At 58.9% G+C, this 20,983-nt stretch carries 20 protein-coding genes; 9 read left to right on the plus strand and 11 right to left on the minus strand.

The window, feature by feature from the left end:
* Nucleotides 1-3: 3 nt before the first annotated feature.
* The 3 genes from C1J05_RS09105 to gltX all read right to left on the minus strand — a co-directional run bounded on the left by C1J05_RS09105 (nt 4) and on the right by gltX (nt 4,084).
* Nucleotides 4-921, minus strand: a complete 918-nt coding sequence (locus C1J05_RS09105) for a calcium-binding protein (protein ID WP_114869975.1) — start codon at nt 919-921, stop codon at nt 4-6.
* 334 nt (nt 922-1,255) lie between these two features.
* Nucleotides 1,256-2,551, minus strand: coding sequence for a citrate synthase (locus C1J05_RS09110; RefSeq protein ID WP_114869976.1), 1,296 nt, complete (start codon nt 2,549-2,551; stop codon nt 1,256-1,258).
* 129 nt (nt 2,552-2,680) lie between these two features.
* On the minus strand, nt 2,681-4,084 hold the full coding sequence (gltX, locus tag C1J05_RS09115; protein WP_114869977.1) for a glutamate--tRNA ligase: 1,404 nt from the start codon (nt 4,082-4,084) through the stop codon (nt 2,681-2,683).
* A gap of 81 nt (nt 4,085-4,165) precedes the next feature.
* Here gltX and C1J05_RS22130 point away from each other — a divergent pair, with 81 nt between their 5' ends.
* Genes C1J05_RS22130 through C1J05_RS09120 form a run of 3 tightly spaced genes read left to right on the plus strand, consistent with a single transcriptional unit; the run spans nt 4,166 to nt 6,230 of the window.
* Complete coding sequence (locus tag C1J05_RS22130) at nt 4,166-4,417, plus strand: hypothetical protein (RefSeq protein ID WP_368073736.1); 252 nt, start codon at nt 4,166-4,168, stop codon at nt 4,415-4,417.
* The gene (locus tag C1J05_RS22135; protein ID WP_368073746.1) at nt 4,366-4,887 is read left to right on the plus strand and encodes a DUF4131 domain-containing protein; all 522 of its coding nucleotides are present in this window, start codon (nt 4,366-4,368) and stop codon (nt 4,885-4,887) included. The genes C1J05_RS22130 and C1J05_RS22135 overlap by 52 nt, the downstream gene beginning before the upstream one ends.
* Nucleotides 4,848-6,230, plus strand: a complete 1,383-nt coding sequence (locus tag C1J05_RS09120) for a ComEC/Rec2 family competence protein (RefSeq protein WP_368073737.1) — start codon at nt 4,848-4,850, stop codon at nt 6,228-6,230. Before C1J05_RS22135 ends, C1J05_RS09120 begins: the two co-directional genes overlap by 40 nt.
* 54 nt (nt 6,231-6,284) lie before the next feature.
* Here C1J05_RS09120 and lexA read toward each other — a convergent pair whose 3' ends face one another.
* The 6 genes from lexA to C1J05_RS09150 form a co-directional block, all read right to left on the minus strand.
* Nucleotides 6,285-6,986, minus strand: a complete 702-nt coding sequence (lexA, locus tag C1J05_RS09125) for a transcriptional repressor LexA (RefSeq protein ID WP_114869978.1) — start codon at nt 6,984-6,986, stop codon at nt 6,285-6,287.
* A gap of 89 nt (nt 6,987-7,075) precedes the next feature.
* On the minus strand, nt 7,076-8,248 hold the full coding sequence (locus tag C1J05_RS09130; RefSeq protein ID WP_114872223.1) for a molybdopterin molybdotransferase MoeA: 1,173 nt from the start codon (nt 8,246-8,248) through the stop codon (nt 7,076-7,078).
* A gap of 58 nt (nt 8,249-8,306) precedes the next feature.
* Nucleotides 8,307-8,780 (minus strand): cyclic pyranopterin monophosphate synthase MoaC, encoded by a 474-nt coding sequence (moaC, locus tag C1J05_RS09135; protein ID WP_114869979.1) that lies wholly within the window; start codon nt 8,778-8,780, stop codon nt 8,307-8,309.
* The gene (gene trpC, locus C1J05_RS09140; RefSeq protein ID WP_114869980.1) at nt 8,780-9,592 is read right to left on the minus strand and encodes an indole-3-glycerol phosphate synthase TrpC; all 813 of its coding nucleotides are present in this window, start codon (nt 9,590-9,592) and stop codon (nt 8,780-8,782) included. The genes moaC and trpC overlap by 1 nt, the downstream gene beginning before the upstream one ends.
* On the minus strand, nt 9,589-10,611 hold the full coding sequence (gene trpD / locus C1J05_RS09145) for an anthranilate phosphoribosyltransferase (RefSeq protein ID WP_114869981.1): 1,023 nt from the start codon (nt 10,609-10,611) through the stop codon (nt 9,589-9,591). Before trpD ends, trpC begins: the two co-directional genes overlap by 4 nt.
* Nucleotides 10,608-11,189 carry an aminodeoxychorismate/anthranilate synthase component II gene (locus C1J05_RS09150; RefSeq protein WP_114869982.1) on the minus strand — a complete coding sequence of 194 codons (582 nt, stop codon included), beginning with the start codon at nt 11,187-11,189 and terminating at the stop codon, nt 10,608-10,610. Before C1J05_RS09150 ends, trpD begins: the two co-directional genes overlap by 4 nt.
* A gap of 69 nt (nt 11,190-11,258) precedes the next feature.
* Here C1J05_RS09150 and C1J05_RS09155 point away from each other — a divergent pair, with 69 nt between their 5' ends.
* The 3 genes from C1J05_RS09155 to C1J05_RS09165 all read left to right on the plus strand — a co-directional run bounded on the left by C1J05_RS09155 (nt 11,259) and on the right by C1J05_RS09165 (nt 14,362).
* Nucleotides 11,259-12,899 (plus strand): divergent polysaccharide deacetylase family protein, encoded by a 1,641-nt coding sequence (locus C1J05_RS09155; RefSeq protein WP_254684750.1) that lies wholly within the window; start codon nt 11,259-11,261, stop codon nt 12,897-12,899.
* A gap of 351 nt (nt 12,900-13,250) precedes the next feature.
* The gene (locus C1J05_RS09160; protein WP_162797973.1) at nt 13,251-13,592 is read left to right on the plus strand and encodes a hypothetical protein; all 342 of its coding nucleotides are present in this window, start codon (nt 13,251-13,253) and stop codon (nt 13,590-13,592) included.
* A 29-nt stretch (nt 13,593-13,621) separates the two neighbouring features.
* A complete protein-coding gene (locus tag C1J05_RS09165; protein ID WP_114869984.1) occupies nt 13,622-14,362 on the plus strand; it encodes a choice-of-anchor F family protein in 741 nt (246 codons plus the stop codon).
* 79 nt (nt 14,363-14,441) lie between these two features.
* Here the strand turns inward: C1J05_RS09165 and C1J05_RS09170 are convergent, their stop codons facing one another.
* Nucleotides 14,442-14,885, minus strand: a complete 444-nt coding sequence (locus C1J05_RS09170; protein WP_162797974.1) for a hypothetical protein — start codon at nt 14,883-14,885, stop codon at nt 14,442-14,444.
* A 555-nt stretch (nt 14,886-15,440) separates the two neighbouring features.
* Here C1J05_RS09170 and C1J05_RS09175 point away from each other — a divergent pair.
* Nucleotides 15,441-19,124, plus strand: a complete 3,684-nt coding sequence (locus C1J05_RS09175; RefSeq protein WP_114869986.1) for a vitamin B12-dependent ribonucleotide reductase — start codon at nt 15,441-15,443, stop codon at nt 19,122-19,124.
* Nucleotides 19,125-19,149: 25 nt separating this feature from the next.
* Nucleotides 19,150-19,680: an ImmA/IrrE family metallo-endopeptidase gene (locus C1J05_RS09180; protein ID WP_114869987.1), complete on the plus strand. Its 531-nt coding sequence runs from the start codon at nt 19,150-19,152 to the stop codon at nt 19,678-19,680.
* Between the two features lie 284 nt (nt 19,681-19,964).
* Here C1J05_RS09180 and C1J05_RS09185 read toward each other — a convergent pair whose 3' ends face one another.
* Nucleotides 19,965-20,474 (minus strand): sigma-70 family RNA polymerase sigma factor, encoded by a 510-nt coding sequence (locus tag C1J05_RS09185; RefSeq protein WP_162797975.1) that lies wholly within the window; start codon nt 20,472-20,474, stop codon nt 19,965-19,967.
* Nucleotides 20,475-20,735: 261 nt separating this feature from the next.
* On the opposite strand from C1J05_RS09185, the gene C1J05_RS09190 reads away from it, so the two are divergent.
* On the plus strand, nt 20,736-20,978 hold the full coding sequence (locus C1J05_RS09190; RefSeq protein WP_114869989.1) for a hypothetical protein: 243 nt from the start codon (nt 20,736-20,738) through the stop codon (nt 20,976-20,978).
* Nucleotides 20,979-20,983: the final 5 nt, after the last annotated feature.

A 20,983-nucleotide genomic window follows, 5' to 3' on the forward strand; every position in this document is an offset into this window, starting at 1 on the left:
GCCCTATGCCGCGACAAGTGGCGATGCAATGATCACATCTGCAGGTGTCAGGCTGCCTGCAGCACCCAGCACAATGGCCAGTATCTCGCCATCGGCCAGCACCAGTGCATCGTCGCCATCGTCCTGAATGCTGATCACCGGATCGGCATTGGGATCATCGGGCAGGATCAGGATCTGATCGGACGAACCGTTGTAATCCGTGATTGTCGCGCCGCCTTCGGCCGCCTGTTCCAGCAACAGCATGAAGTTATCTGCCGCGCCACCACCGGTTCCGGTATCGCCAACACCCAATATCAGTGTGTCCTGGCCAAACCCGCCGTCCAGAGTGTCCGGATCGCCATCATCAACGGGCGTGATAGCATCGCCCGGCGCAAGGCCCAGCACGGTTTCAAGGTCTTCGCCCGCGCGCAGTTGGGTCAGCTGGTCTTCGTCCAGATCATCGACGCCGATCCGACCGCCGACAAGAATGTCGTCGTCATTGTTGCCGGTCAGGATATCGGCCCCTTCGCCGCCGATGACAATATCGTCACCAGCCCCGCCAGCAACCTGATCATCGCCATCATCTCCGGCAACCAGATCATCGCCCTTTTCACCAAAAATGATATCGTTGCCATTGCCACCCGACAGCAGATCGTCACCGTCACCGCCGCGCAAGGTATCCGGCCCGTTGCCGCCAAGGGCCACATCACTGCCATCGCCGGCGCGCAGGGTGTCGGCACCGGTGCCGCCATCCAGCAGATCATCGCCCGCCGCGGCCTGAATTAGATCGTTGCCCGCGCCGGTCCGCAGTTCGTCATCAGCTTCGGTGCCAAAGCTGTCGTCGTCGCCGTCGTTTTCGTCATCATCGTCGATGGCATCGGCAATTTCGACAGCGGCCCACCCCCACAGTATCGCACTGATGAAAAAGATGGTCGTTAACATAGTTCTATCCCCCACGGAATATGCACGACGCTGCACGCAGCGCACACAAGTGGATGGAATAAAGATGTGTCAGTGCACCCCAGGTGCCTATGCCGCAGGAATTGCCCTGCTATGGCTGGGTCCAAAACAACCGGACCAGCGTGATACCCCTTACTCCGCGCACTCGCGTTAATACTTTGTTAGGTTCTGGGTGGGCTGCCTGTCAAGAAAATCACGCCACTGTTTCGTTTCTGTCGCCAATAGGGTCATGTCGCACCGGATTAACGGAAAAAGCGCCCTTGTTTCACTGAACAAAGGCGCTTTTTAGTGCTGTCGCAGAATCGTCCGCAAGCAGTTAGCGGTCTTCGATATCCACGTAATCGCGCAGGGTTTCGCCCAGATAAAGCTGGCGCGGGCGGCCGATCTTGTTTTGCGGATCGGCGATCATTTCCTTCCACTGCGATACCCAGCCCACCGTGCGCGACAACGCAAAGATCGGCGTGAACATTGATGTCGGGAATCCGATCGCTTCCAGAATGATGCCGGAGTAGAAATCGACATTCGGGAACAGCTTTTTCTCAACGAAATAGGGATCGGCCAAAGCCGCCGCTTCCAGTTCCTTGGCCACTTGCAGCGTCGGGTTGTTTTCAACACCCAGCAGTTCCAGAACCTCGTCCGCGGACTGTTTCAGAACCTTGGCGCGCGGGTCTGTATTTTTGTAAACACGGTGGCCAAAGCCCATCAGGCGGAACGGATCGTCTTTGTCCTTGGCGCGGGCGATGTATTCGGGGATGCGGTCTGGTGTGCCAATCTCTTGCAGCATTTCCAGACAGGCCTGATTGGCGCCGCCATGGGCCGGACCCCAAAGGCAGGCAATGCCGGCGGCGATACAGGCGAACGGGTTCGCCCCAGAGGACGAGGCCAGCCGCACAGTGGATGTGGATGCGTTCTGTTCGTGATCCGCATGCAGGGTGAAAATCCGGTCCATCGCGCGGGCGATGATCGGGTTCACCACATACTCCTCGGCCGGGACCGAAAAACACATGTGCAGGAAATTGGCTGCGTAATCCAGATCGTTGCGCGGATACACGAACGGCTGCCCGATCGAGTATTTGTAGGCCATTGCAGCAATCGTTGGCACCTTGGCAATCAGGCGCATCGCGGCAACTTCGCGCTGCCATTCATCATTGACGTCGGTGCTGTCATGATAAAACGCCGACATCGCGCCCACAACACCCACCATCGTCGCCATCGGGTGCGCATCGCGGCGGAACCCGCGAAAGAAATTGTGCATCTGTTCATGCACCATCGTGTGGCGGGTGATGCGGCCTTCGAAATCTTCCAGTTCGGCGGCATTCGGCAATTCGCCGTTCATCAGCAGATAACACACTTCCAGATAGTGCGATTTTTCGGCCAGCTGGTCGATTGGATAACCACGGTGCAACAATTCGCCCTTGCCACCGTCGATAAAGGTGATCGTGCTGTCACAGCTCGCGGTCGAGGTGAAGCCGGGATCATAGGTGAACACGCCCGCCTGGGCATAAAGTTTGCGGATGTCGACAACGTCCGGTCCAGCCGTGGGGGAAAAGATCGGCAGATCATATTGCGTGCCATCAATGGTCAGGGTCGCGGATTTTGCTTTTTCTGTCATGGTCGTCCCTTTTATATCGGCCGGGCTTCATGCGGATCATGCCGCCGCGGCGCGTCCCGTCCTTTGGCGGCGGGACCGGTTGAATATCAGCGATCTTGGCACGCAAAGCTCAACAGCGTGTGACCGTCTTTATACCTGCGATGCATCGGCCAGTCGGGCCACGGTTTCATCCTGCCCCAGCACCAGCATCATATCAAATACCGAAGGTGTCATTGTCCGTCCGGCAAGCGCCGCGCGCAGTGGGCCTGCCAGTTTTCCGAACTTGGTCCCCTTGGCCTCGGCAAAGCGGGACATGACCTCCTCCAGATCGTCTCGCGTCCAGCTAGCATTTTGCAAGTGCGGCGTCAATTCTTTCAGTATACCACGGGATACCGTATCAAGCTGGACAGCGGCCTTCTCGTCCGGCAAGATTGGACGGGAAGACAGAATAAACACAGCCTTATCAAGCAATTCAGGGAAAGTGCGCGCCCGTTCCTTGAGGCAATACATCGCACGTCCCAGACCATCATTTTGTTCCGGTGTCAGCGGGTCGGCACCGCTGACGGCCAGAAATTCCGCGATTTCTTGCTGCAATGCAGCATCATCCGAAGCCGCGATGTGCTGCCCGCTCAGATTCTCGAGTTTCTTGGTGTCAAAACGGGCCGGGCTTTTGCCAATGCCGTCCAGATCGAACCAGTCAAGCGCCTGTTCATCGGTAAAGAATTCATCGTTGCCGTGGCTCCATCCCAGCCGGGCAAGGTAATTGCGCATACCTGCCGCAGAATAGCCCATGATCTGGTATTCCTGCGCGCCCAGTGCGCCGTGGCGTTTGCTTAGCTTTTTGCCGTCAGGTCCATGGATCAGGGGGATATGCGCCCAGACAGGCACATCCCATCCCATCGCGTCATAGATCATCATCTGGCGCGCCGCGTTGTTCAGATGATCGTCACCCCGGATCACATGGGTGACACCCATGTCATGATCGTCCACCACCACGGCCAGCATGTAGACAGGTGTGCCATCACTGCGCAGCAAAACCATATCGTCTAACTGGTCATTTCCGATGCTGACATCGCCCTGAACACGGTCGCGGATCACGGTCACGCCTTGGGTCGGGGCCTTGATACGGATCACATAGGCCGTATCGGGATGCGTGGCAGGATCGGCATCACGCCACGGGCTGCGAAACAGGGTGGATTGGCCGCTGGCACGCGCTGTTTCGCGAAACGCCTCAATCTCGTTCTGCGTGGCGAAACATTTATAGGCTTTTCCGGCGTCCAGCAATTCATGGGCCACTTCGGCATGGCGCACAGCACCTTCGAACTGGCTGATCACCTCGCCGTCATGGTCCAGTCCCAGCCAGTCCAGGCCCTGCAAAATGGCGGCCGTCGCTTCGGGGGTAGAACGTGCGCGATCGGTATCTTCGATCCGCAACAGAAACTTGCCGCCGCGTCCGCGTGCATAAAGCCAGTTGAACAACGCCGTACGCGCCCCGCCGATATGCAGGAACCCCGTGGGCGACGGGGCAAAACGGGTGACGACATTCTGGGACATTGCGGGCCTTTACCTTTCCGTAACCATGCCGGGCATAGCGTGGTCCAAACTGTCTACCCATAGCCGCAAACGGGGGCAAGCATGCGCAGCACCGCTTTGCGCGATCACATCGGGGCAATTGTTCTGAACCAGCGCGGCTTTCTGTTTCCATGGGTGCCGGTCTGTCTGGCCGCGGGTATTGCTGTCTACTTCGCTTTGCGCTTTGAACCGCCGGTCTGGGTCTATGTGCCTGCACGATCCTTTCGGGGTGTGCCGCACTTGCCGCAAAGCGCTGCGGTGGGATCATCGGTCCGCTGGTGTGGGCGCTCGCTTTGGTCGGCGCCGGTTTCGTGATCGCGGGAACGCGCGCCCATCAGGTGGGCGAGCCGGTGCTGGGCTGGCGCTATTACGGCTCTGTGGAAGGGCGGATCATCGGCATCGACCGCTCGGCTTCGGATGCGGTGCGTCTGACGCTGGATCAGGTGGTTCTGGGGCGGATTTCAGCGCCGCGCACCCCCACACGTGTGCGCATTTCCCTGCACGGGGATGCAACAGGCGCGGCCCCCTTGCCGGGTTTGCGGATCATGACAACGGGCCACCTGTCACCGCCCTCAGGCCCGGTGGAACCCGGCGGTTTTGATTTTCAGCGCCACGCCTGGTTTCAGCGGTTGGGCGCAGTCGGTTATACCCGCGTGCCCATTGTCGCGCTGAATGCCCCGCAAGGATGGCGTGGCGGATTGGGCGTTTTTCGGTTCGTATGGCGGCTTCTGCGCGGGTGCAGCAGGTGTTGGAGGGTGACATTGGCGGGTTTGCGGCCGCCGTGACCACCGGGGATCGCAGCGCGATGTCGCAATCCGCGCTGGACGCGCTGCGCGCCAGCAACCTGGCGCATCTGCTGGCGATTTCCGGCCTGCATATAGGGCTGCTGGCGGGGTTCGTGTTTTCGGCGGTGCGGGTTGCGGTTGCATTGCTACCATTTGTGGCGTTGCGCGTGCCCTCAAAAAAGCTGGCCGCGGGGTTTGCCCTGTGTGCAGCCGCCATCTATCTGGGGCTGTCGGGCGGCAATGTAGCCACCGAACGGGCATTCATAATGGTTGCCGTAGCGCTGTGTGCCGTCATGGTCGACAGACGGGCCATATCCCTGCGCGCCGTGGCGGTGGCCGCCATTCTGGTCTTGCTGTTGCGCCCCGAAGCCTTGCTTGGCCCGGGTTTCCAGATGTCCTTTGCCGCGACAACGGCTCTTGTCGCCGTATTTGGCACATTGCGTGACCGCAAGATCACGTTGGGGCCGGTCTGGCTGCGCCCGGTTCTGGCGGTTGTCATCTCTTCTGCCGTGGCGGGGGTCGCAACCGCGCCCATCGGGGCGGCGCATTTCAACACGGTGTCGCATTTCGGCTTGATCGCGAACCTGTTGTCGGTGCCTCTGATGGGCATTCTGGTTATACCGGCGGCTGTTCTGGCCGCGTGTCTTGCGCCTTTCGGGGCCGAGGCACTGGGCCTCTGGGCCATGGGGCTGGGCCTGCGCTGGATCCTGGGTGTCGCGCACTGGGTTGCGGGGCTGGACAATGCGCAAGGTTACGTGCCGGGGCCGGGACCGGCGGTTTTACCCCTGATCGCAATCGGCGCACTGTTCCTGATCCTGTGGCAGGGGCGGGTGCGCTGGGGTGGTCTTGTGCCGATGGTGCTGGCCGTGGCCCTGTGGGCGCAGGTTGACCGACCGCAGGTTCTGATTGCTGATACCGGCGCTTTGGTCGGGGTGATGACAGATCAGGGCCGCGCGCTGAGCAAGCCGCGCGGTGCCGGGTTTATCGCGTTGAACTGGTTGGAAAACGATGGCGACGGGGCCGATCAGGAAAAGGCCGCCAGCCGCTGGGATGGGCCGCCTGACCGTATTCGCCAGACATATGTGGGCGGCGTACCACTGACCCACGTCATCGGGAAAAAAGCCGCCGCGCAGGCCGAATGCATCAAAGGCGGTATACTGGTGTTTTCTGTGCCCACCGAAACGGCGCTGGCCTGCGACGTCTTTGATCCGGTGCGGCTGCGTGAAACCGGCAGCGTAGCGCTTTATGCGGACAAGGGGCAGGTGCGTTTCGTCACCGCCAAGGATATCACGGGCGCGCGGCTTTGGAACTCGAACGACAGCGGGCGCAGATACCCAAAATAAAAGCCGCCCCGCGACGGATACGCGGGGCGGCATATTGGATTTCGTGCGGCGTGATCAATAGGTGCGGATCAACCCGACCAGACGGCCTTGAACCTTCACCTTGTCTTCGGGGAACACACGGGTTTCATAGGCCGGGTTCGCCGCTTCAAGCGCGATTGCGTTGCCCTTGCGCATGAACCGCTTCAGCGTCGCCTCGTGGTCTTCGACAAGGGCAACAACAATATCGCCGTTATCCGCCACGCTGGTTTCGCGGATCACGACCACATCGCCGTCGTTGATACCGGCGTCGATCATGGAATCACCTTTGACTTCAAGTGTATAATGATCACCCTTGCCCGAAAGCATATGGCCCGGAACGGCCACGTTTCTGGTGAAATCGCTGATCGCTTCGATCGGGACACCGGCGGCGATCCGGCCCATCAGGGGCAGTTCGACGGACAATGTGCCCGATACAGCCTGTGCTGCCGCAGGCGGGGGAACATCGGGTTTGTCACCCTGAATAACGCGGGGCTGAAAGCCCGATGTCGGCGCGCCGCCCAGACTTTCGGGCAGTTTCACAATCTCAATTGCTCGGGCGCGGTGCGCCAGACGCCGGATAAAGCCGCGTTCTTCCAGCGCGGTGATCAGGCGGTGGATGCCGGATTTTGATCGCAGATCCAGCGCTTCCTTCATTTCGTCGAAACTGGGCGGGACCCCGTCACGTTGTACGCGTTTCTGGATAAATTCCAGCAAATCCAGTTGCTTCTTGGTTAACATGCTGCGCGCCTCCGGCTGATGCGTTTCTTTTTGTTCTACGCATGTTCCCGTTTTGTGTCAACCTGTTGCTGCCGTAACGGCAAGCGCGATCAGATCGGGATATAGCTGACCAAAGTTCCGACCGGCTGCGCCGGATCATCAGGTGCGCGCACCAGCAGCGCATTGGCCGAGGCCAGCACCGTCAGCAACGAACTGTCCTGACGGTCATGCGCGGTGATCTTGCCAGCCTCGACGCGGGCGCGCATGTAATGTTCGCGCGGCCCGTTTGCGCCAAGCGGCGCGGCCAGTTGTGCGTTTTGGCGCGGAGTGGGCGCCGGCGGTTGGCCCAGCATCACACGGATCATCGGCGCTACAAAAATCTGCCCACACACCATGGCCGACACCGGATTGCCCGGCAGGCCAACCATCGCGGATCCTTTCAATGTGCCCGCCATCAGCGGTTTGCCCGGGCGCATGCGCACTTTGTAAAAACTCTGTTCCATCCCCAACCGGGCCGCAACGCCGGCCACCAGATCGTGATCGCCAACAGACGCGCCCCCGATCGTCAGGATCAGATCGGCGCCGGCGGCCAGATCAAATGCCGTTTCATGGGATCGTTCCGTATCCCTCGCAATCGGCAGCAAACGCGGATCGGCGCCCAGATTGCGCAGCATCGCATGCAATCCGAAACTGTTGGATGCAATGATCTGGTCGGGCGAGGGGCTTTCGCCCGGCATCACCAGTTCGTCACCTGTGGCGATGATGGCCACCACGGGTTTGCGATGTACCGGGACTGTTGCCACGTTCATCGATGCCAGCAATGCCACGTCCTGCGGGCTAAGCAGGCGCGGTGCGGTCATTGTTGTTCCTGAGGTGAAATCGGCACCGGCAGGACGGATGTTGTTCTTGCTGCCCAGATCGGGGTTAAGCGTGATCAGATCGCCCTTGCGCGTCACGTCTTCCTGAATGGCGATAAATCCGGCACCATCGGGCACCGGCGCACCGGTAAAGATGCGCACCGCCTGTCCGGCAGCAACACTGCCTTGCCAGCGATGGCCCGCCGCCGCTTCGCCCACAACCTTGAACATCGCCGCCGGTTGCGCCTCATCCGCGCGAATGGCATAGCCGTCCATTGATGACGCGGCAAACGGCGGCTGATCACGACCTGCGCTGACATCCAGCGCCAAAGAGCGGCCTGCCGCCTCGATCAGGGGAACGTATTCTACACCGGTCGTGCGTACCAATGCGAAAAGCTGGTCCAGCGCCTCGGAAACGGTGATCATGCGCAACCCCTGTGCAGGCAACATCGCGTGATCGCGTCAAACACCGTGTTGATCACTTTCATTTCGCCTCATAACGACCTGATTTACCGCCATCTTTCAAAACAACACGAATGCCGCCGATTTCCATCGCCTTGTCCACAGCCTTGGTCATGTCATAGACGGTCAGCGCGGCGATGCTGACGGCACTCAGCGCTTCCATTTCCACGCCTGTCTGGCCGCCGGTCTTGACGGTTGCGGTGATGCGCACGCCGGGCAGATCGGGATCAAGGGTCAGTTCAACGGACACTTTGGTAATTGGCAACGGATGACACAGCGGGATCAGATCGGCGGTTTTTTTGGCGCCCATGATCCCCGCAAGCCGCGCAACACCCAGAACATCGCCCTTTTTGGCGCTACCTTCAGAAATGATTTCAAAGGTTTGCGCCGCCATGCTGATGTGACCTTCGGCCACAGCGATGCGATCTGTCACAGGTTTTTCCGACACATCGACCATATGCGCCTCGCCCTTCTTATCGAAATGCGTCAGGGGCATCACATGCCCCCCGGCAACAGCGGATTGGCCAGCAACGCGCGGGTTGCCTCCGCCACATCATCCTGCCGCATCAGGCTTTCGCCGATCAGGAAACAGCGGGCACCATAACGCGCGATATCCGCCAGATCTGCAGGGGTGGACAACCCGCTTTCGCAGACAATGGTACGATCTGCAGGCACAAGTTTGGACAGGGTGCGCGTGGTGTCGAGCGTGGTCTCAAAGGTTTTGAGATTGCGGTTGTTGATGCCGATCAGGTGCGATGTCAGCGCGCCAGCACGTTCAAGCTCGGCCTGATCATGCACTTCGATCAGAGCGTCCATACCCCATTCCGTGGCCGTTGCTTCCAGCTCCTGCGCCTGTGCATCCGAAACCGACGCCATGATAATCAGAATGCAATCTGCGCCCAATGCGCGGGCCTCGACCACCTGATAGGGGTCATACATGAAATCCTTGCGCAGCACCGGCAACGCGCAGGCGGCGCGCGCTTCGACCAGATAATCCTTGGCCCCCTGAAAAGACGGCGTATCGGTCAACACCGAAAGACAGGTTGCACCACCTTCTGCATAGGCCGCGGCAAGGGCCGCCGGATCAAAATCGGCGCGGATCAGTCCTTTGGAGGGGCTGGCCTTCTTGATTTCCGCAATCAGGCCGTATCCGCTGCGCATCGCGGCGAACAAAGCATCTGTGAACGGCCGGATTTCAGGTGCGGTGCGGGCCGCCTCTTCGACGGCTTCCAGCGGTTTGGCCGCCTTGTCAGCGGCAACCTCTTCCAGTTTATAGGCTTTGATCTTGTCCAGAATAGTCTTGGTCATGTGGCGTCCTGTGTAATGCGGGCGGCGGCCGTCAGTCTGTCTTGCGCTGCACCGCTGTCAATACTGTGCACAGCCATTTCCGCGCCTGATTTGAGATCAGGCACGGCATCTGCCACCATCAGTGCAGCGGCTGCATTCAGCAGGACCGCATCGCGGTAAGCCGAATGAACGCCGGACAACAGCGCCTTGAAATCGCGCGCATTTTCTTCCGGTGTGCCGCCAAGAATAGCTTCGAAAGGATGCACCGGCAATCCGGCGTCTTCGGGATGAACCTCAATGTCGCTTACCGACCCGTCGGTGTCCAGTGACGATACCCAGCTGACGCCGGTGATCGTCAATTCATCGGTGCCGTCCGATCCGTGTGCCAGCCAGGCGCGTTCCGATCCAAGCTGGCCCAGCGTTTCGGCCATCGGACGGATCAGATCGCGCGAAAAGGCACCGGTCAACTGCCGTTTCACACCCGCAGGATTGGTCAGCGGACCCAGAATGTTAAAGATTGTACGCGTCCCCAATTCCGCCCGCGTCGGCATCACATGGGCGGTGGCCGGATGGTGCATCGGGGCCATCATGAACCCGATCCCTGCCTCGGCAATGGCGCGCTCCACCACTTTGGGGCCGACCATCACGTTGAACCCCATCTGGGTCAGCGCATCAGCAGCTCCGGATTTCGAACTGAGGTTGCGATTGCCATGTTTGGCCACCGGCACACCGGCGCCGGCAACAACGAACGCCGTCGCCGTGGAAATGTTCAGCGTGCCTTTGCCGTCGCCCCCCGTACCGACAATATCCATCGCACCTTCGGGCGCTTTGACCTTGTGGCACTTGGCCCGCATCACGGCGGCGGCAGCGGCGTATTCATCAACGGTTTCGCCGCGCGTGCGCAATGCCATCAGCAATCCGCCAATCTGTGACGGGGTCGCTTCGCCTTCAAACAGGATACCAAAGGCGGTTTCAGCCTGTGCACGGGTCAGCGGGCCATGTGCCGCCGCGTCGATCAGGGGTTTAAGCGCGTCACTCATGCCGGGACTTTCAGTTCTTTCAGGAAATTCTTGAGCAGGGCGTGCCCATGCTCGGATGCTATGGATTCGGGGTGAAACTGCACACCGTGGATCGGCAATTCACTGTGTTGCAGGCCCATGATGGTTCCGTCCTCAAGCTCTGCCGTGACAGTCAGGCAGTCGGGCAGGGTGGCGCGATCGACAACCAGCGAATGATAGCGCGTCGCCTCGAACGGGGTGGGCAATCCGGCAAACAGGCCGCTGCCGGTGTGGTGCATCCGGCCCATTTTGCCATGTACAATCTCGTGGCAGCGTACAACCTTGCCGCCAAACGCCTGCCCGATGGTCTGATGCCCCAGACAAACCCCCATCAGCGGTGTGCAGGTTTCTGCCGCAGCTTTTGTCAGCACCAGGCAGATACCGGCCTGATCGGGATCGCACGGCCCCGGCGACAATAAAATGCCCGCAGGGTTCAGCGCCATGGCCTGTTGCACATCAATCGCATCGTTGCGCTTAATCACCACATCGGCACCAAGTTCCCCAAGATAGTGGACAAGGTTGTAGGTAAAGCTGTCATAGTTATCGATAAGCAAGAGCATAGGCGAAACTTTGCGAAACTGGGGCTGGAGGCTGACGCCTGCATGGCTGTATAAAGAGTTCGGACATACATGTTCAGTCTTGCGGGGCAGCGTCAAGGGTTGGCGCGCCGCAAGTCAGAGGCAGAGAACGACACAAAGGCAGAGGACAAAGCAGTGGCACGCGGATTCTTGAGCGGGGTGATGTGGGGCAGTTTGCTGTCATTGGGTGTGGCCGGAACGGTTTCGGTGCTCAGTGACGGACCAGCCAAACCCGATGTGTCGGCAACCGCGCCCGATGCCGTCAGCACCGATGCACAAACGCCGGAAACAACGCCGTCCGTTGCGACAGAACAGGATGCCGGGCCCGTTGCAACAGCGCCGGAAACCATGCCGGACGCACAATCCGAACCCGCCGCCCTGGTTCCGGATACAGCACCCACACCCGCGCCCGATGTGACGGCGGAAAGCGCCGAACTGTCCGAACCCGCCCAATCGGCCAAGACTGGCGCGGTTGACGTCGGGGCAGAAACGCCCGCCCCGGTTCTGGAACAGGGCACAGTGCCTCAAGCCCCCAGCAGCGATGCGACAGCATCGGTTTCAACCGAACCGGCGCAGCCCGCTACTTCGCAGGTATCGCAACCCGAACAGTCGCTTGACGCGCCCGAAACGGAAACAGTAACCGCCCCGCTGCCCGAACCGGCAGCGCCTGCAACTGTGGTTGAGGAAGCGGCCCCGGTGCCCGCACCAACCCCGGATGCAGAACCCGAGGTGGATACAGCCGCGGCAGAAGCCCCCGTAGAGCCGGTTCAACCGGAACCCGAAACACCGGACGCAACCGCGCCAGAGCCGGAACAGACGCCGGACATTTCACAGGCGCAAACACAAAGCGAACAAGCCCAAAGCCCGACAGGAATAGGCGCGCCAGCCAGCGATCTTTCGAAACTGGCCCCCAATGTGGCGACAAATCGGTTGCCGACCCTGGGCGACACACCGCAAGAGGAACCGGTTGCCGAAACGGTTACCGGAACGCTGGATTTCAACTCCGACCTGCCGCCGATCCAGCGCTTTGCCGCCCCGTTTGAAAACCCCGATGAAAAGCCTTTGATGGCCATCGTTCTGATGGATGACGGAACCGGCATTTCCGGTGGCGCCGCAGGGGCTGACGCGCTGTCATCCTTTCCCTATCCTGTGACGTTCGCGGTTGACACAAGCCTGCCGAATGCGGCCGAAAAGATGGCGCGTTATCGTGCTGACGGGTTCGAAGTGATGGCGCTGGTTAATCTTCCCGAAGTCAGTTCCGCAACCGATACCGAAGTGTCGATGAGCGTGGCTCTGGCCGCACTGCCTGAAGCCGTGGCCGTTCTGGAAGGTCCGGGTACGGGCATTCAGGGCAATCGCGAAATGTCGGATCAGGTGACGGCGATCCTTGCCGACGCTGGTATGGGGCTGGTCACGCAACCCAAAGGTCTGAACACGGTGCAGAAACTGGCCTTGCGCGACGGCGTGCCTGCCGCCACCTTATTCCGCGATTTTGACGGGGCAGGGCAGGATGCCGTTGTGATCCGCCGTTTTCTGGATCAGGCCGCGTTCAAGGCCGGTCAGGAAGGTGGCGTGATCATGGTTGGCCGCCTTCGCCCCGATACGATTTCCGCACTGCTTTTGTGGGGCCTGCAGGATCGGGCAGGGCGCATTGCACTGGCGCCGGTTTCGGCCGTTCTGACTGCACAATAACCCGCAGCGGCTTATTGAAAACCAGTGCCGTCCGTTCGGGTGAGCGCGTTCTTTCAGGCGTGGTTCTTGCATCTTTCTTTTGACTATAATGCGCTGTTTTCGCGTATCAAAAGTGCTGTTGACGCTGTTTGATTGCTAAATCGAAACAGTCTGTTTTGGCCGATCCCAGAAAAAATCCTCAAGTTACATCGTTCTTTTGATATATATCAAATTGCGAATTTATTATTCGCTTCAGGATAAGGCATTCGGGTCCGCGTTCACGAATCCCTTTTGTGTGTTTGAACAACAACGCGGTGACGACGGTGGGGCCGCCGAACTGGTGGGTCTGGTAAAGTGAAGGAGTTACAAAGAATGAAGTTAAGTAAAAGCAACAGGGCACCGATCGCCATGATGGGCATGGCGCTATTGCTGGGATCAACCCAGATGGTGTCTGCGGCGTCTATTACCGGCTGGAACACTGACAACGTGGTGTCGACGCCAGCGCCGATTCCGGTGGAAGACACTCCCGCCGAAAACCAGCTTCCCGGAGTAAGCGTGATCTATAATGCGGATGTAACCGGCGGTGTCGGGTCTGCGACCAGCAGTGGACAAATCGTGTTTGATCCACCCGAAGCCATCAGCCCGGGCCTGAAAGTAGAAAACCTAAGCTACGAAGACACCGGTCCGCCCCCGAGAATCCAGTTGGACGGCTGATTAACGTCAGCGGGCAGCAGATTGACGGTGTGACGGTTGAACTTGGCTTTGGGGTGGGTAACGGTTTCACTGCCGCAACCGGAGATCAGCTGACCTTTTCCACCGAGTTTTCGGCACAGCCTAACGACAGCGGCCTGTCATCCACGTCGCAATTTCCCTTTGGTCTGTTCGGCGCGGCCGATGACAGCCCGAATTTCCTGATTGACGGCTTCTTTGCCAGCGACCGCACAGGGTTTGATCTGGTCCAGACCGATACGATGATTTCGACCGCAGGCTATTACGGCGAATACTTCAACATGTTCGGTGCGTGGAATTCGCAAGAGGATGTGGTTGATGGCCTGTTCTGGGATTTCGATGATGATGCAGACACCGACAACCTGCTGATGGCATGGCAGACCGGCGCGGACGAATGGGAACTGCGCCGCACCGTCGGGGAAACCTGCGAAGTGGGAAATCCAACGAACTGTACCCCTGGTCAGACACTGGACGTCTTTGAAACCGGTACATTGGACGAGATCATCGCCATTCTGACAGATGCCAGTGATCCGTGGGAAGACATTTTCGCAACCGGCGCGATTGAGGATCTGGCCAACCTGAACCTCAACTACGCGATATCGCTTGGTGATATAGACGCATCAAGCTTCACACTCCGCACCACGGCCCATGCCGTATCTGCGGTGCTGTTGCCCACAACCGCGCCTTTGCTGGCTGGCGGTCTGGGTCTTTTACTAGTGGCGCGCCGTAAGCGCAAAGTGGGGGCTGCTGGATAATAACAGGGGCTCGTTGTTCGCTCTGTGCCGCTGTCCCCCCAAGGCGTTGGCACAGAGCGCTTCCATCAGGATCGTCGGTTCAGACCGGCGATCCGCCCGCAGCGCGCATCAGGGCGCGCATTCTGCGTTCGACCAGCCAATCACCCTGCCGCACCTGAAGCGCGGGCCCGCGTTTTTGCGGAACGCTTACGTAATAGCTGTTTTCCAGCACATATCCGTCTACATCTCGCTGTCCCGAAAACTGAACCACCAGTTTGGGCAGATCATCCAGCGTTCCATCGTAATTCAGGATCAGCGCTGCAGTCGGTTCGGGCGGCAGAAACGACCGGCATTGCACCCGATCCGCACTTTCGCGCACGAAGGTGTCGCTGGGATCAGAACAGGTTGTCTCTAGCGCGGCAAACAGATCGTCGGGGCGCTCGCTGAATCGGGCTGCGGTGCGCCCGTCCGCCGGATCTGCCCCCCCATTTATGGGTGTGCATCCTGCAACAGCCAGCATGATGATCACAAAGATTCGGTGCATATCGTCATCCCGTCTGTTCCCTTGGGCCCAGATGAACATGAAACAGGCAGCGCGACAATGGGGCCCAAAATACATGATCCGGTTCCGCACAGCGGGTGCCCTTGGGTAAACAAAACTCTTAGGTTTGTGGCGTAAGTGACCCGCTTTATTTGGGTTTTGCCGGTCAGGGCAGGCGGGTCGGGTTGGCCACGTGTCCGGTAATGAATCACATGGGCCATTGCCGCACCTGACGGGACGGCAATGGTCAAGTCAAAAGATGTCAAAAAACTTTTAAAAATGCGTTGACGCTGAGGGGGTTCATACGTCAGGTTGTGCAGGCCAACGAAGCAGCCACAACATCTAGTGTTTCTATCTAGCGGGCGGCGCTGGCAGGGACGGACAGTAAACCACAACACATGGATCAATCGGTGATCCGGGGCAGCCTTTTTTCGTACAGGGCGGCCGGATGGATGTCTTTGCCTGCTTCTTTTTTGGCACAGGGTGTGCCGGCCGCAATGACGGTGATGCGACAGCATCTGGTGCAAAACGAAATGCTGGGAATGAGGCAGCGGTAACATGAAAATTGAACGGAAATTTACAAAGGCAGGTCAGGACGCATACGCGGCGCTGGATTTCATCAGCACTGTGTCCGAAATCCGCAACCCTGATGGAACAATCGTGTTCCGTCTGGACAACGTCGAAGTGCCGGCCAAATGGAGCCAAGTTGCCAGCGACGTGATCGCCCAGAAATATTTCCGCAAAGCCGGTGTTCCCTCGAAAATGAAACGCGTCAAGGAAAAGGGCATTCCCGAATTCCTGTGGCGTTGCGTCCCTGATGGCGACGATGTCGAAATGGGCGGAGAAACGTCCTCGAAACAGGTGTTCGACCGTCTGGCGGGCGCCTGGGCCTATTGGGGCTGGAAGGGCGGCTATTTCACCGACGAAGAAGATGCGCGCGCCTATTTCGATGAAATGCGCTACATGCTGGCCACCCAGCGCGCCGCGCCCAACAGCCCACAGTGGTTCAACACCGGCCTGCACTGGGCCTATGGCATCGACGGTCCGGCACAGGGCCACCACTATGTCGATTATGCCACCGGCGAACTGACCAAATCCACCAGCAGCTATGAACACCCCCAGCCGCATGCCTGTTTCATTCAGGGCGTGCAGGACGATCTGGTGAACGAAGGCGGCATCATGGACCTGTGGGTGCGGGAAGCACGCCTCTTCAAATACGGGTCGGGAACCGGATCGAACTTTTCGATGCTGCGCGGCGAGGGCGAGAAGCTGTCAGGCGGCGGAAAATCCTCGGGCTTGATGGGCTTTCTGAAAATCGGTGACCGTGCCGCAGGCGCGATCAAATCGGGCGGCACCACACGGCGCGCGGCCAAGATGGTGATCGTCGATGCCGACCACCCCGATATCGAGGATTTCATCAACTGGAAGGTCATCGAAGAGCAGAAAGTGGCCAGCATCGTTGCCGGATCAAAAATGCACGAACAAAAGCTGAATGCGCTGTTTGATGCGATCCGCACATGGGATGGCGCCGAAGCAGACGCCTACGACCCCAAGGTGAACGACGCGCTGAAAGCCGCGGTAAAGGATGCCAAAAAAGTCTGCATTCCGGAAACCTATATCAAACGGGTGCTGGATTACGCCAAACAGGGCCACACCAGCATCGAATTTCCGACCTATGACACCGATTGGGATTCCGAAGCCTATTCCAGCGTGTCCGGCCAGAACTCCAACAACTCGATCCGTGTCACCGATGCGTTTCTCAAGGCTGTCGAAACCGATGGCGACTGGGAATTGATCAACCGCAAGGACGGCACCGTTTCCAAAACCATCAAGGCGCGCGATCTGTGGGAACAGGTGGGCCATGCCGCATGGGCCTGCGCCGATCCGGGCATCCAGTACCACGACACCGTCAATGCATGGCACACATGCCCCGAAGATGGCGCGATCCGGGGATCGAACCCCTGTTCGGAATACATGTTCCTTGATGACACCGCCTGCAACCTTGCGTCGATGAACCTGCTGACCTTCTACAAGGACGGCGAATTTCAGGTCGAAGACTATATGCACGCCACACGGCTGTGGACCCTGACGCTTGAGATCAGCGTGATGATGGCCCAGTTTCCGTCCAAGGAAATTGCGCAATTGTCCTATGATTTCCGCACATTGGGTCTGGGTTATGCCAATATCGGCGGCCTGCTGATGAACATGGGCCACGGCTATGACAGCGACGAAGGCCGCGCAATGTGCGGCGCACTCAGCGCGATCATGACCGGCGTTGCCTATGCCACGTCCGCTGAAATTGCGGGCGAGCTTGGCCCGTTCAGCGGGTACAAGCGCAACAGCAAACACATGCTGCGCGTCATGCGCAACCACCGAAACGCGGCCTATGGCGCGACAGACGGGTACGAGAACCTTGCCGTTAAACCGGTGCCGCTGGATCACGCCAACTGCCCCGATTCCCGCCTGATCGATATCGCCATGTCCAGCTGGGACGAGGCGTTGAAACTGGGCGAACAGCACGGCTATCGCAACGCACAGACCTCGGTCGTGGCACCCACCGGCACCATCGGTCTGGTGATGGATTGCGACACCACCGGCATTGAACCCGATTTCGCGCTGGTGAAATTCAAGAAACTGGCCGGCGGCGGTTATTTCAAGATCATCAACCGCTCGGTTCCTGCAGCACTGGAAAACCTCGGATACGGCAGTGCCGAGATAGAAGAGATCGTAAGCTATGCGGTCGGCCACGGATCGATGGGCAACGCGCCGGGCATCAACCATTCGGCGCTGACAGCGCATGGCTTCGGCCCTTCCGAACTCGACAAGATCGACGGCGCACTGGAAAGCGCGTTCGACATCCGCTTTGTGTTCAACCAGTGGACCCTTGGCACCGAATTCTGCATGGAAAAGCTGGGCATTCCTGCTGAAAAGCTGAACGATCCGTCCTTTGATCTGCTGCGCCACCTTGGCTACAGCCGCAAGGACATCGAAGCGGCAAACGATCATATCTGTGGTACCATGACACTGGAAGGCGCGCCATTCCTCAAGCCGGAACACTATCATATCTTTGACTGTGCCAATCCCTGCGGCAAGAAAGGCAAACGCTACCTGTCGGTCAACAGCCACATTCACATGATGGCGGCTGCGCAATCCTTCATCTCGGGCGCGATCAGCAAGACGATCAACATGCCCAACGATGCCACGATCGAAGATTGTCAAAGCGCCTATGAACTGAGCTGGTCACTGGGCGTCAAGGCCAACGCGCTTTACCGCGACGGGTCCAAACTCAGCCAGCCGCTGGCGGCGTCGCTGGTCGAAGATGATGACGAGGCGCTGGAAACGCTGGAAAGCGGCAACGCCCATGAAAAGGCGACTGTTCTGGCCGAAAAGATCGTTGAAAAGATCATCGTCAAGGAAATCATCAAATCGCACCGCGAAAAGATGCCTGAACGGCGCAAGGGCTATACCCAAAAGGCGGTTGTCGGCGGTCACAAGGTTTATCTGCGCACCGGTGAATACGAAGACGGCCAGTTGGGCGAGATTTTCATCGACATGCACAAGGAAGGTGCCGGCTTCCGCGCGATGATGAACAATTTTGCCATCGCTGTCAGTGTTGGCCTGCAATACGGCGTCCCGCTCGAGGAATTCGTGGATGCGTTCACCTTCACCAAATTCGAGCCGGCAGGCATGGTGCAGGGCAATGACAGCATCAAGAACGCCACGTCGATCCTGGATTACATCTTCCGCGAACTGGCGGTCAGCTATCTGGACAGAACCGATCTGGCGCATGTGAAACCGTCGGGCGCATCCTTCGACGATCTGGGCCGCGGCGAAGAGGAAGGCGTGTCCAACATCTCGGAAATGTCCGACACGGCAGCGTCGCGCTCGCTGGAAGTGCTGAAACAGATCAGCTCGACCGGGTATCTGCGCAAACGTCTGCCACAGGAACTGGTCGTGCTTCAGGGCGGCCAGATGGACAGCCGCGCCTTTGTCGAGGCGGATGCGATGAACGCCTTGCAAACGCTGGTGCCCGAAGTTGCCGTGGCCGCAGGTGGCAGCAGCGCCGCGTCCCTGTCCAGCACGTCGATCACCACCGCTTCCGTCACGCTGGATGCCCGCACCAAAGCCAAAATGCAGGGCTATGAGGGCGAAGCCTGTGGCGATTGCGGCAACTACACACTGGTGCGCAACGGCACCTGCATGAAATGCAACACCTGCGGCGCGACAAGCGGGTGTAGCTGATGGGAGAGCCACACGGAGCGATCAAATGATAACTTTTAGGCAACTTCTAGAGGAGATACCTGACGCGACCAGCCGGCATCTGTTGCGCCAATTCAATTTGGCGCAACGTTCGACGGGGCGAGCTCAATCTGTAAGAGATCTCGCATTATCTCTCGGTTTCGATGTGACTGAAAAATCGTTTCCGCTAGGAATTGACGGAAGGTTGGTTGCTGACCCGTTCGCCTCAAATGGCTACGAAATACAGGTTAACAAACATCATTCTGTAGAGAGACGACGCTGGACCTTGATGCACGAAATTGCTCACTTTTTTTTACATAGAAATCATGAGGATTTTTTCGCAGAGAACAGTTATCGGGCGTCGCCAGGTTTTCATTTCTATCGCTCGGACGAGTTGGTTGAAGAAAAACAAGCAAACGAATTCGTAGCCGCGGCTTTTTTTGGTGACGGAGCACTGGCGGCCATAAACAGTTGGTTTCAAGGCGATGTGAAAAAGATTTCACGCGCTTTCGGGCTTTCTGAAAAAGCCATTCGAATAGCATTAAAGGAGAAGCACTAGCTTTTCAGCAACAAGAATAGGGTGGGGCGGAACTATACGTCCCCCCACCTTTACACCGGGCGGGTGCGCTCGCCCGTAACGACGTTCAGGCCGCAGGCAAAAAAATACCGAGCGGTTAACAAACAGAGCTTGAACGGCGAAACTCTCAGGGGACCTTCGGGTCCCCTTTTTCTTTGTGACCGCCTTTGTCCAAACCATGGATGCCTCCGGCGGGGATATTTGCAAACAGAAGAAGACATGGGGCACGTCACGCACCTTCATTTGTCCCGAAATACTCATTCAGGTCAGTAAAGATCCGCCACCGACATGTCGGCATCCAGGTCCATATCCCGGCGCAGGGTTGCTCGGGCGCGGGCCAGACGTGACATGACCGTGCCAACAGGGCAGCCTGTGGTGTTGGCCAGATCGGTGGGGCTGGCCTGACCGGCCAGAACAAGGGTCAACAGCCGCGCCTGATCGGCCGGCAGGCGGTTGATCGCGGCGCAGGTGTCACGAAAGGCAAGCTGGCGCAGGGCATCGGGCCCGACCGCGGCCATATCATCGCTGAATTCGACGTCATCGCGCACGGAACGGGCCTTGCTGCGGGCCAGATTGCGTAAGGTTGTCATGGAATAGGCGCGCAGGTCATCAATTTCGGCGCCCCTGGCCAGTCTGGCCCAGATGCGCAGGGCCGCGTCCTGTGCCAGATCATCCGCCAGATCGCGGTTGCGCGTGAGGCGGCGCGCCAGACGGGTCATGGCTGCAAGATGCGTCGTCAGGTCATCATTCGGGGGTGGTGTCTTCTGGAAGGACATCGCAAGTCTCCTTGAGGACGGGGTCGAGACAACCACTGTGACATCGCCTGAAGGTTTGAAAAGACGGGCGTTTTCCGCCGATTGGTCCCGATGGGCCTTTTTCGGCGACACGGCGCGCATCCCAGCGGACCGGATCGGCAGCGTTTTGCAGATTTCCGCCCGCCTGCGCCCCGCAAGGAACGCAAAACCGATCTGACGCGTCTAGAGGGGTGAGGGCCAACAAAACGGCGCCTCGCAACACATCATAAACGGAGAGTCCCAATGAAAACGACACTGATCACCCTGCTGAGCGCTGCAACACTGGCCGCGCCGCTTTGGGCTGCGACAGATGTAGATGCCAATGCCGATGGCGTGCTGACCATTGACGAGGTACAGGCCGCCTATCCCGACATCACGGCGGAAACCTTTTCAGCGATGGATGTGAATGCTGACGGCGCGCTGGACAGCGACGAAGTTGTTGCCGCGCAGGCCGCTGGCATGATGCCCGCACCCAGCGAAGGGTAAAGGCA

It is taken from the genome of Sulfitobacter sp. JL08 (assembly GCF_003352045.1).
Classification (GTDB): domain Bacteria; phylum Pseudomonadota; class Alphaproteobacteria; order Rhodobacterales; family Rhodobacteraceae; genus JL08.

Excerpts from the sequence above, each read along its gene's own strand:
- C1J05_RS09160 (WP_162797973.1), top strand. The coding sequence starts at position 13,251 with ATGAAGTTAAGTAAAAGCAACAGGGCACCGATCGCCATGATGGGCATG.
- C1J05_RS09110 (WP_114869976.1), bottom strand. The coding sequence starts at position 2,551 with ATGACAGAAAAAGCAAAATCCGCGACCCTGACCATTGATGGCACGCAA.
- C1J05_RS09155 (WP_254684750.1), top strand. The coding sequence starts at position 11,259 with ATGTTCAGTCTTGCGGGGCAGCGTCAAGGGTTGGCGCGCCGCAAGTCA.
- trpD (WP_114869981.1), bottom strand. The coding sequence starts at position 10,611 with ATGAGTGACGCGCTTAAACCCCTGATCGACGCGGCGGCACATGGCCCG.
- C1J05_RS09105 (WP_114869975.1), bottom strand. The coding sequence starts at position 921 with ATGTTAACGACCATCTTTTTCATCAGTGCGATACTGTGGGGGTGGGCC.
- C1J05_RS09170 (WP_162797974.1), bottom strand. The coding sequence starts at position 14,885 with ATGCACCGAATCTTTGTGATCATCATGCTGGCTGTTGCAGGATGCACA.
- C1J05_RS09190 (WP_114869989.1), top strand. The coding sequence starts at position 20,736 with ATGAAAACGACACTGATCACCCTGCTGAGCGCTGCAACACTGGCCGCG.
- C1J05_RS09175 (WP_114869986.1), top strand. The coding sequence starts at position 15,441 with ATGAAAATTGAACGGAAATTTACAAAGGCAGGTCAGGACGCATACGCG.
- C1J05_RS22130 (WP_368073736.1), top strand. The coding sequence starts at position 4,166 with ATGCGCAGCACCGCTTTGCGCGATCACATCGGGGCAATTGTTCTGAAC.
- C1J05_RS09150 (WP_114869982.1), bottom strand. The coding sequence starts at position 11,189 with ATGCTCTTGCTTATCGATAACTATGACAGCTTTACCTACAACCTTGTC.
- moaC (WP_114869979.1), bottom strand. The coding sequence starts at position 8,780 with ATGCCCCTGACGCATTTCGATAAGAAGGGCGAGGCGCATATGGTCGAT.
- gltX (WP_114869977.1), bottom strand. The coding sequence starts at position 4,084 with ATGTCCCAGAATGTCGTCACCCGTTTTGCCCCGTCGCCCACGGGGTTC.
- trpC (WP_114869980.1), bottom strand. The coding sequence starts at position 9,592 with ATGACCAAGACTATTCTGGACAAGATCAAAGCCTATAAACTGGAAGAG.
- C1J05_RS09180 (WP_114869987.1), top strand. The coding sequence starts at position 19,150 with ATGATAACTTTTAGGCAACTTCTAGAGGAGATACCTGACGCGACCAGC.
- C1J05_RS09130 (WP_114872223.1), bottom strand. The coding sequence starts at position 8,248 with ATGATCACCGTTTCCGAGGCGCTGGACCAGCTTTTCGCATTGGTACGC.
- lexA (WP_114869978.1), bottom strand. The coding sequence starts at position 6,986 with ATGTTAACCAAGAAGCAACTGGATTTGCTGGAATTTATCCAGAAACGC.
- C1J05_RS09185 (WP_162797975.1), bottom strand. The coding sequence starts at position 20,474 with ATGTCCTTCCAGAAGACACCACCCCCGAATGATGACCTGACGACGCAT.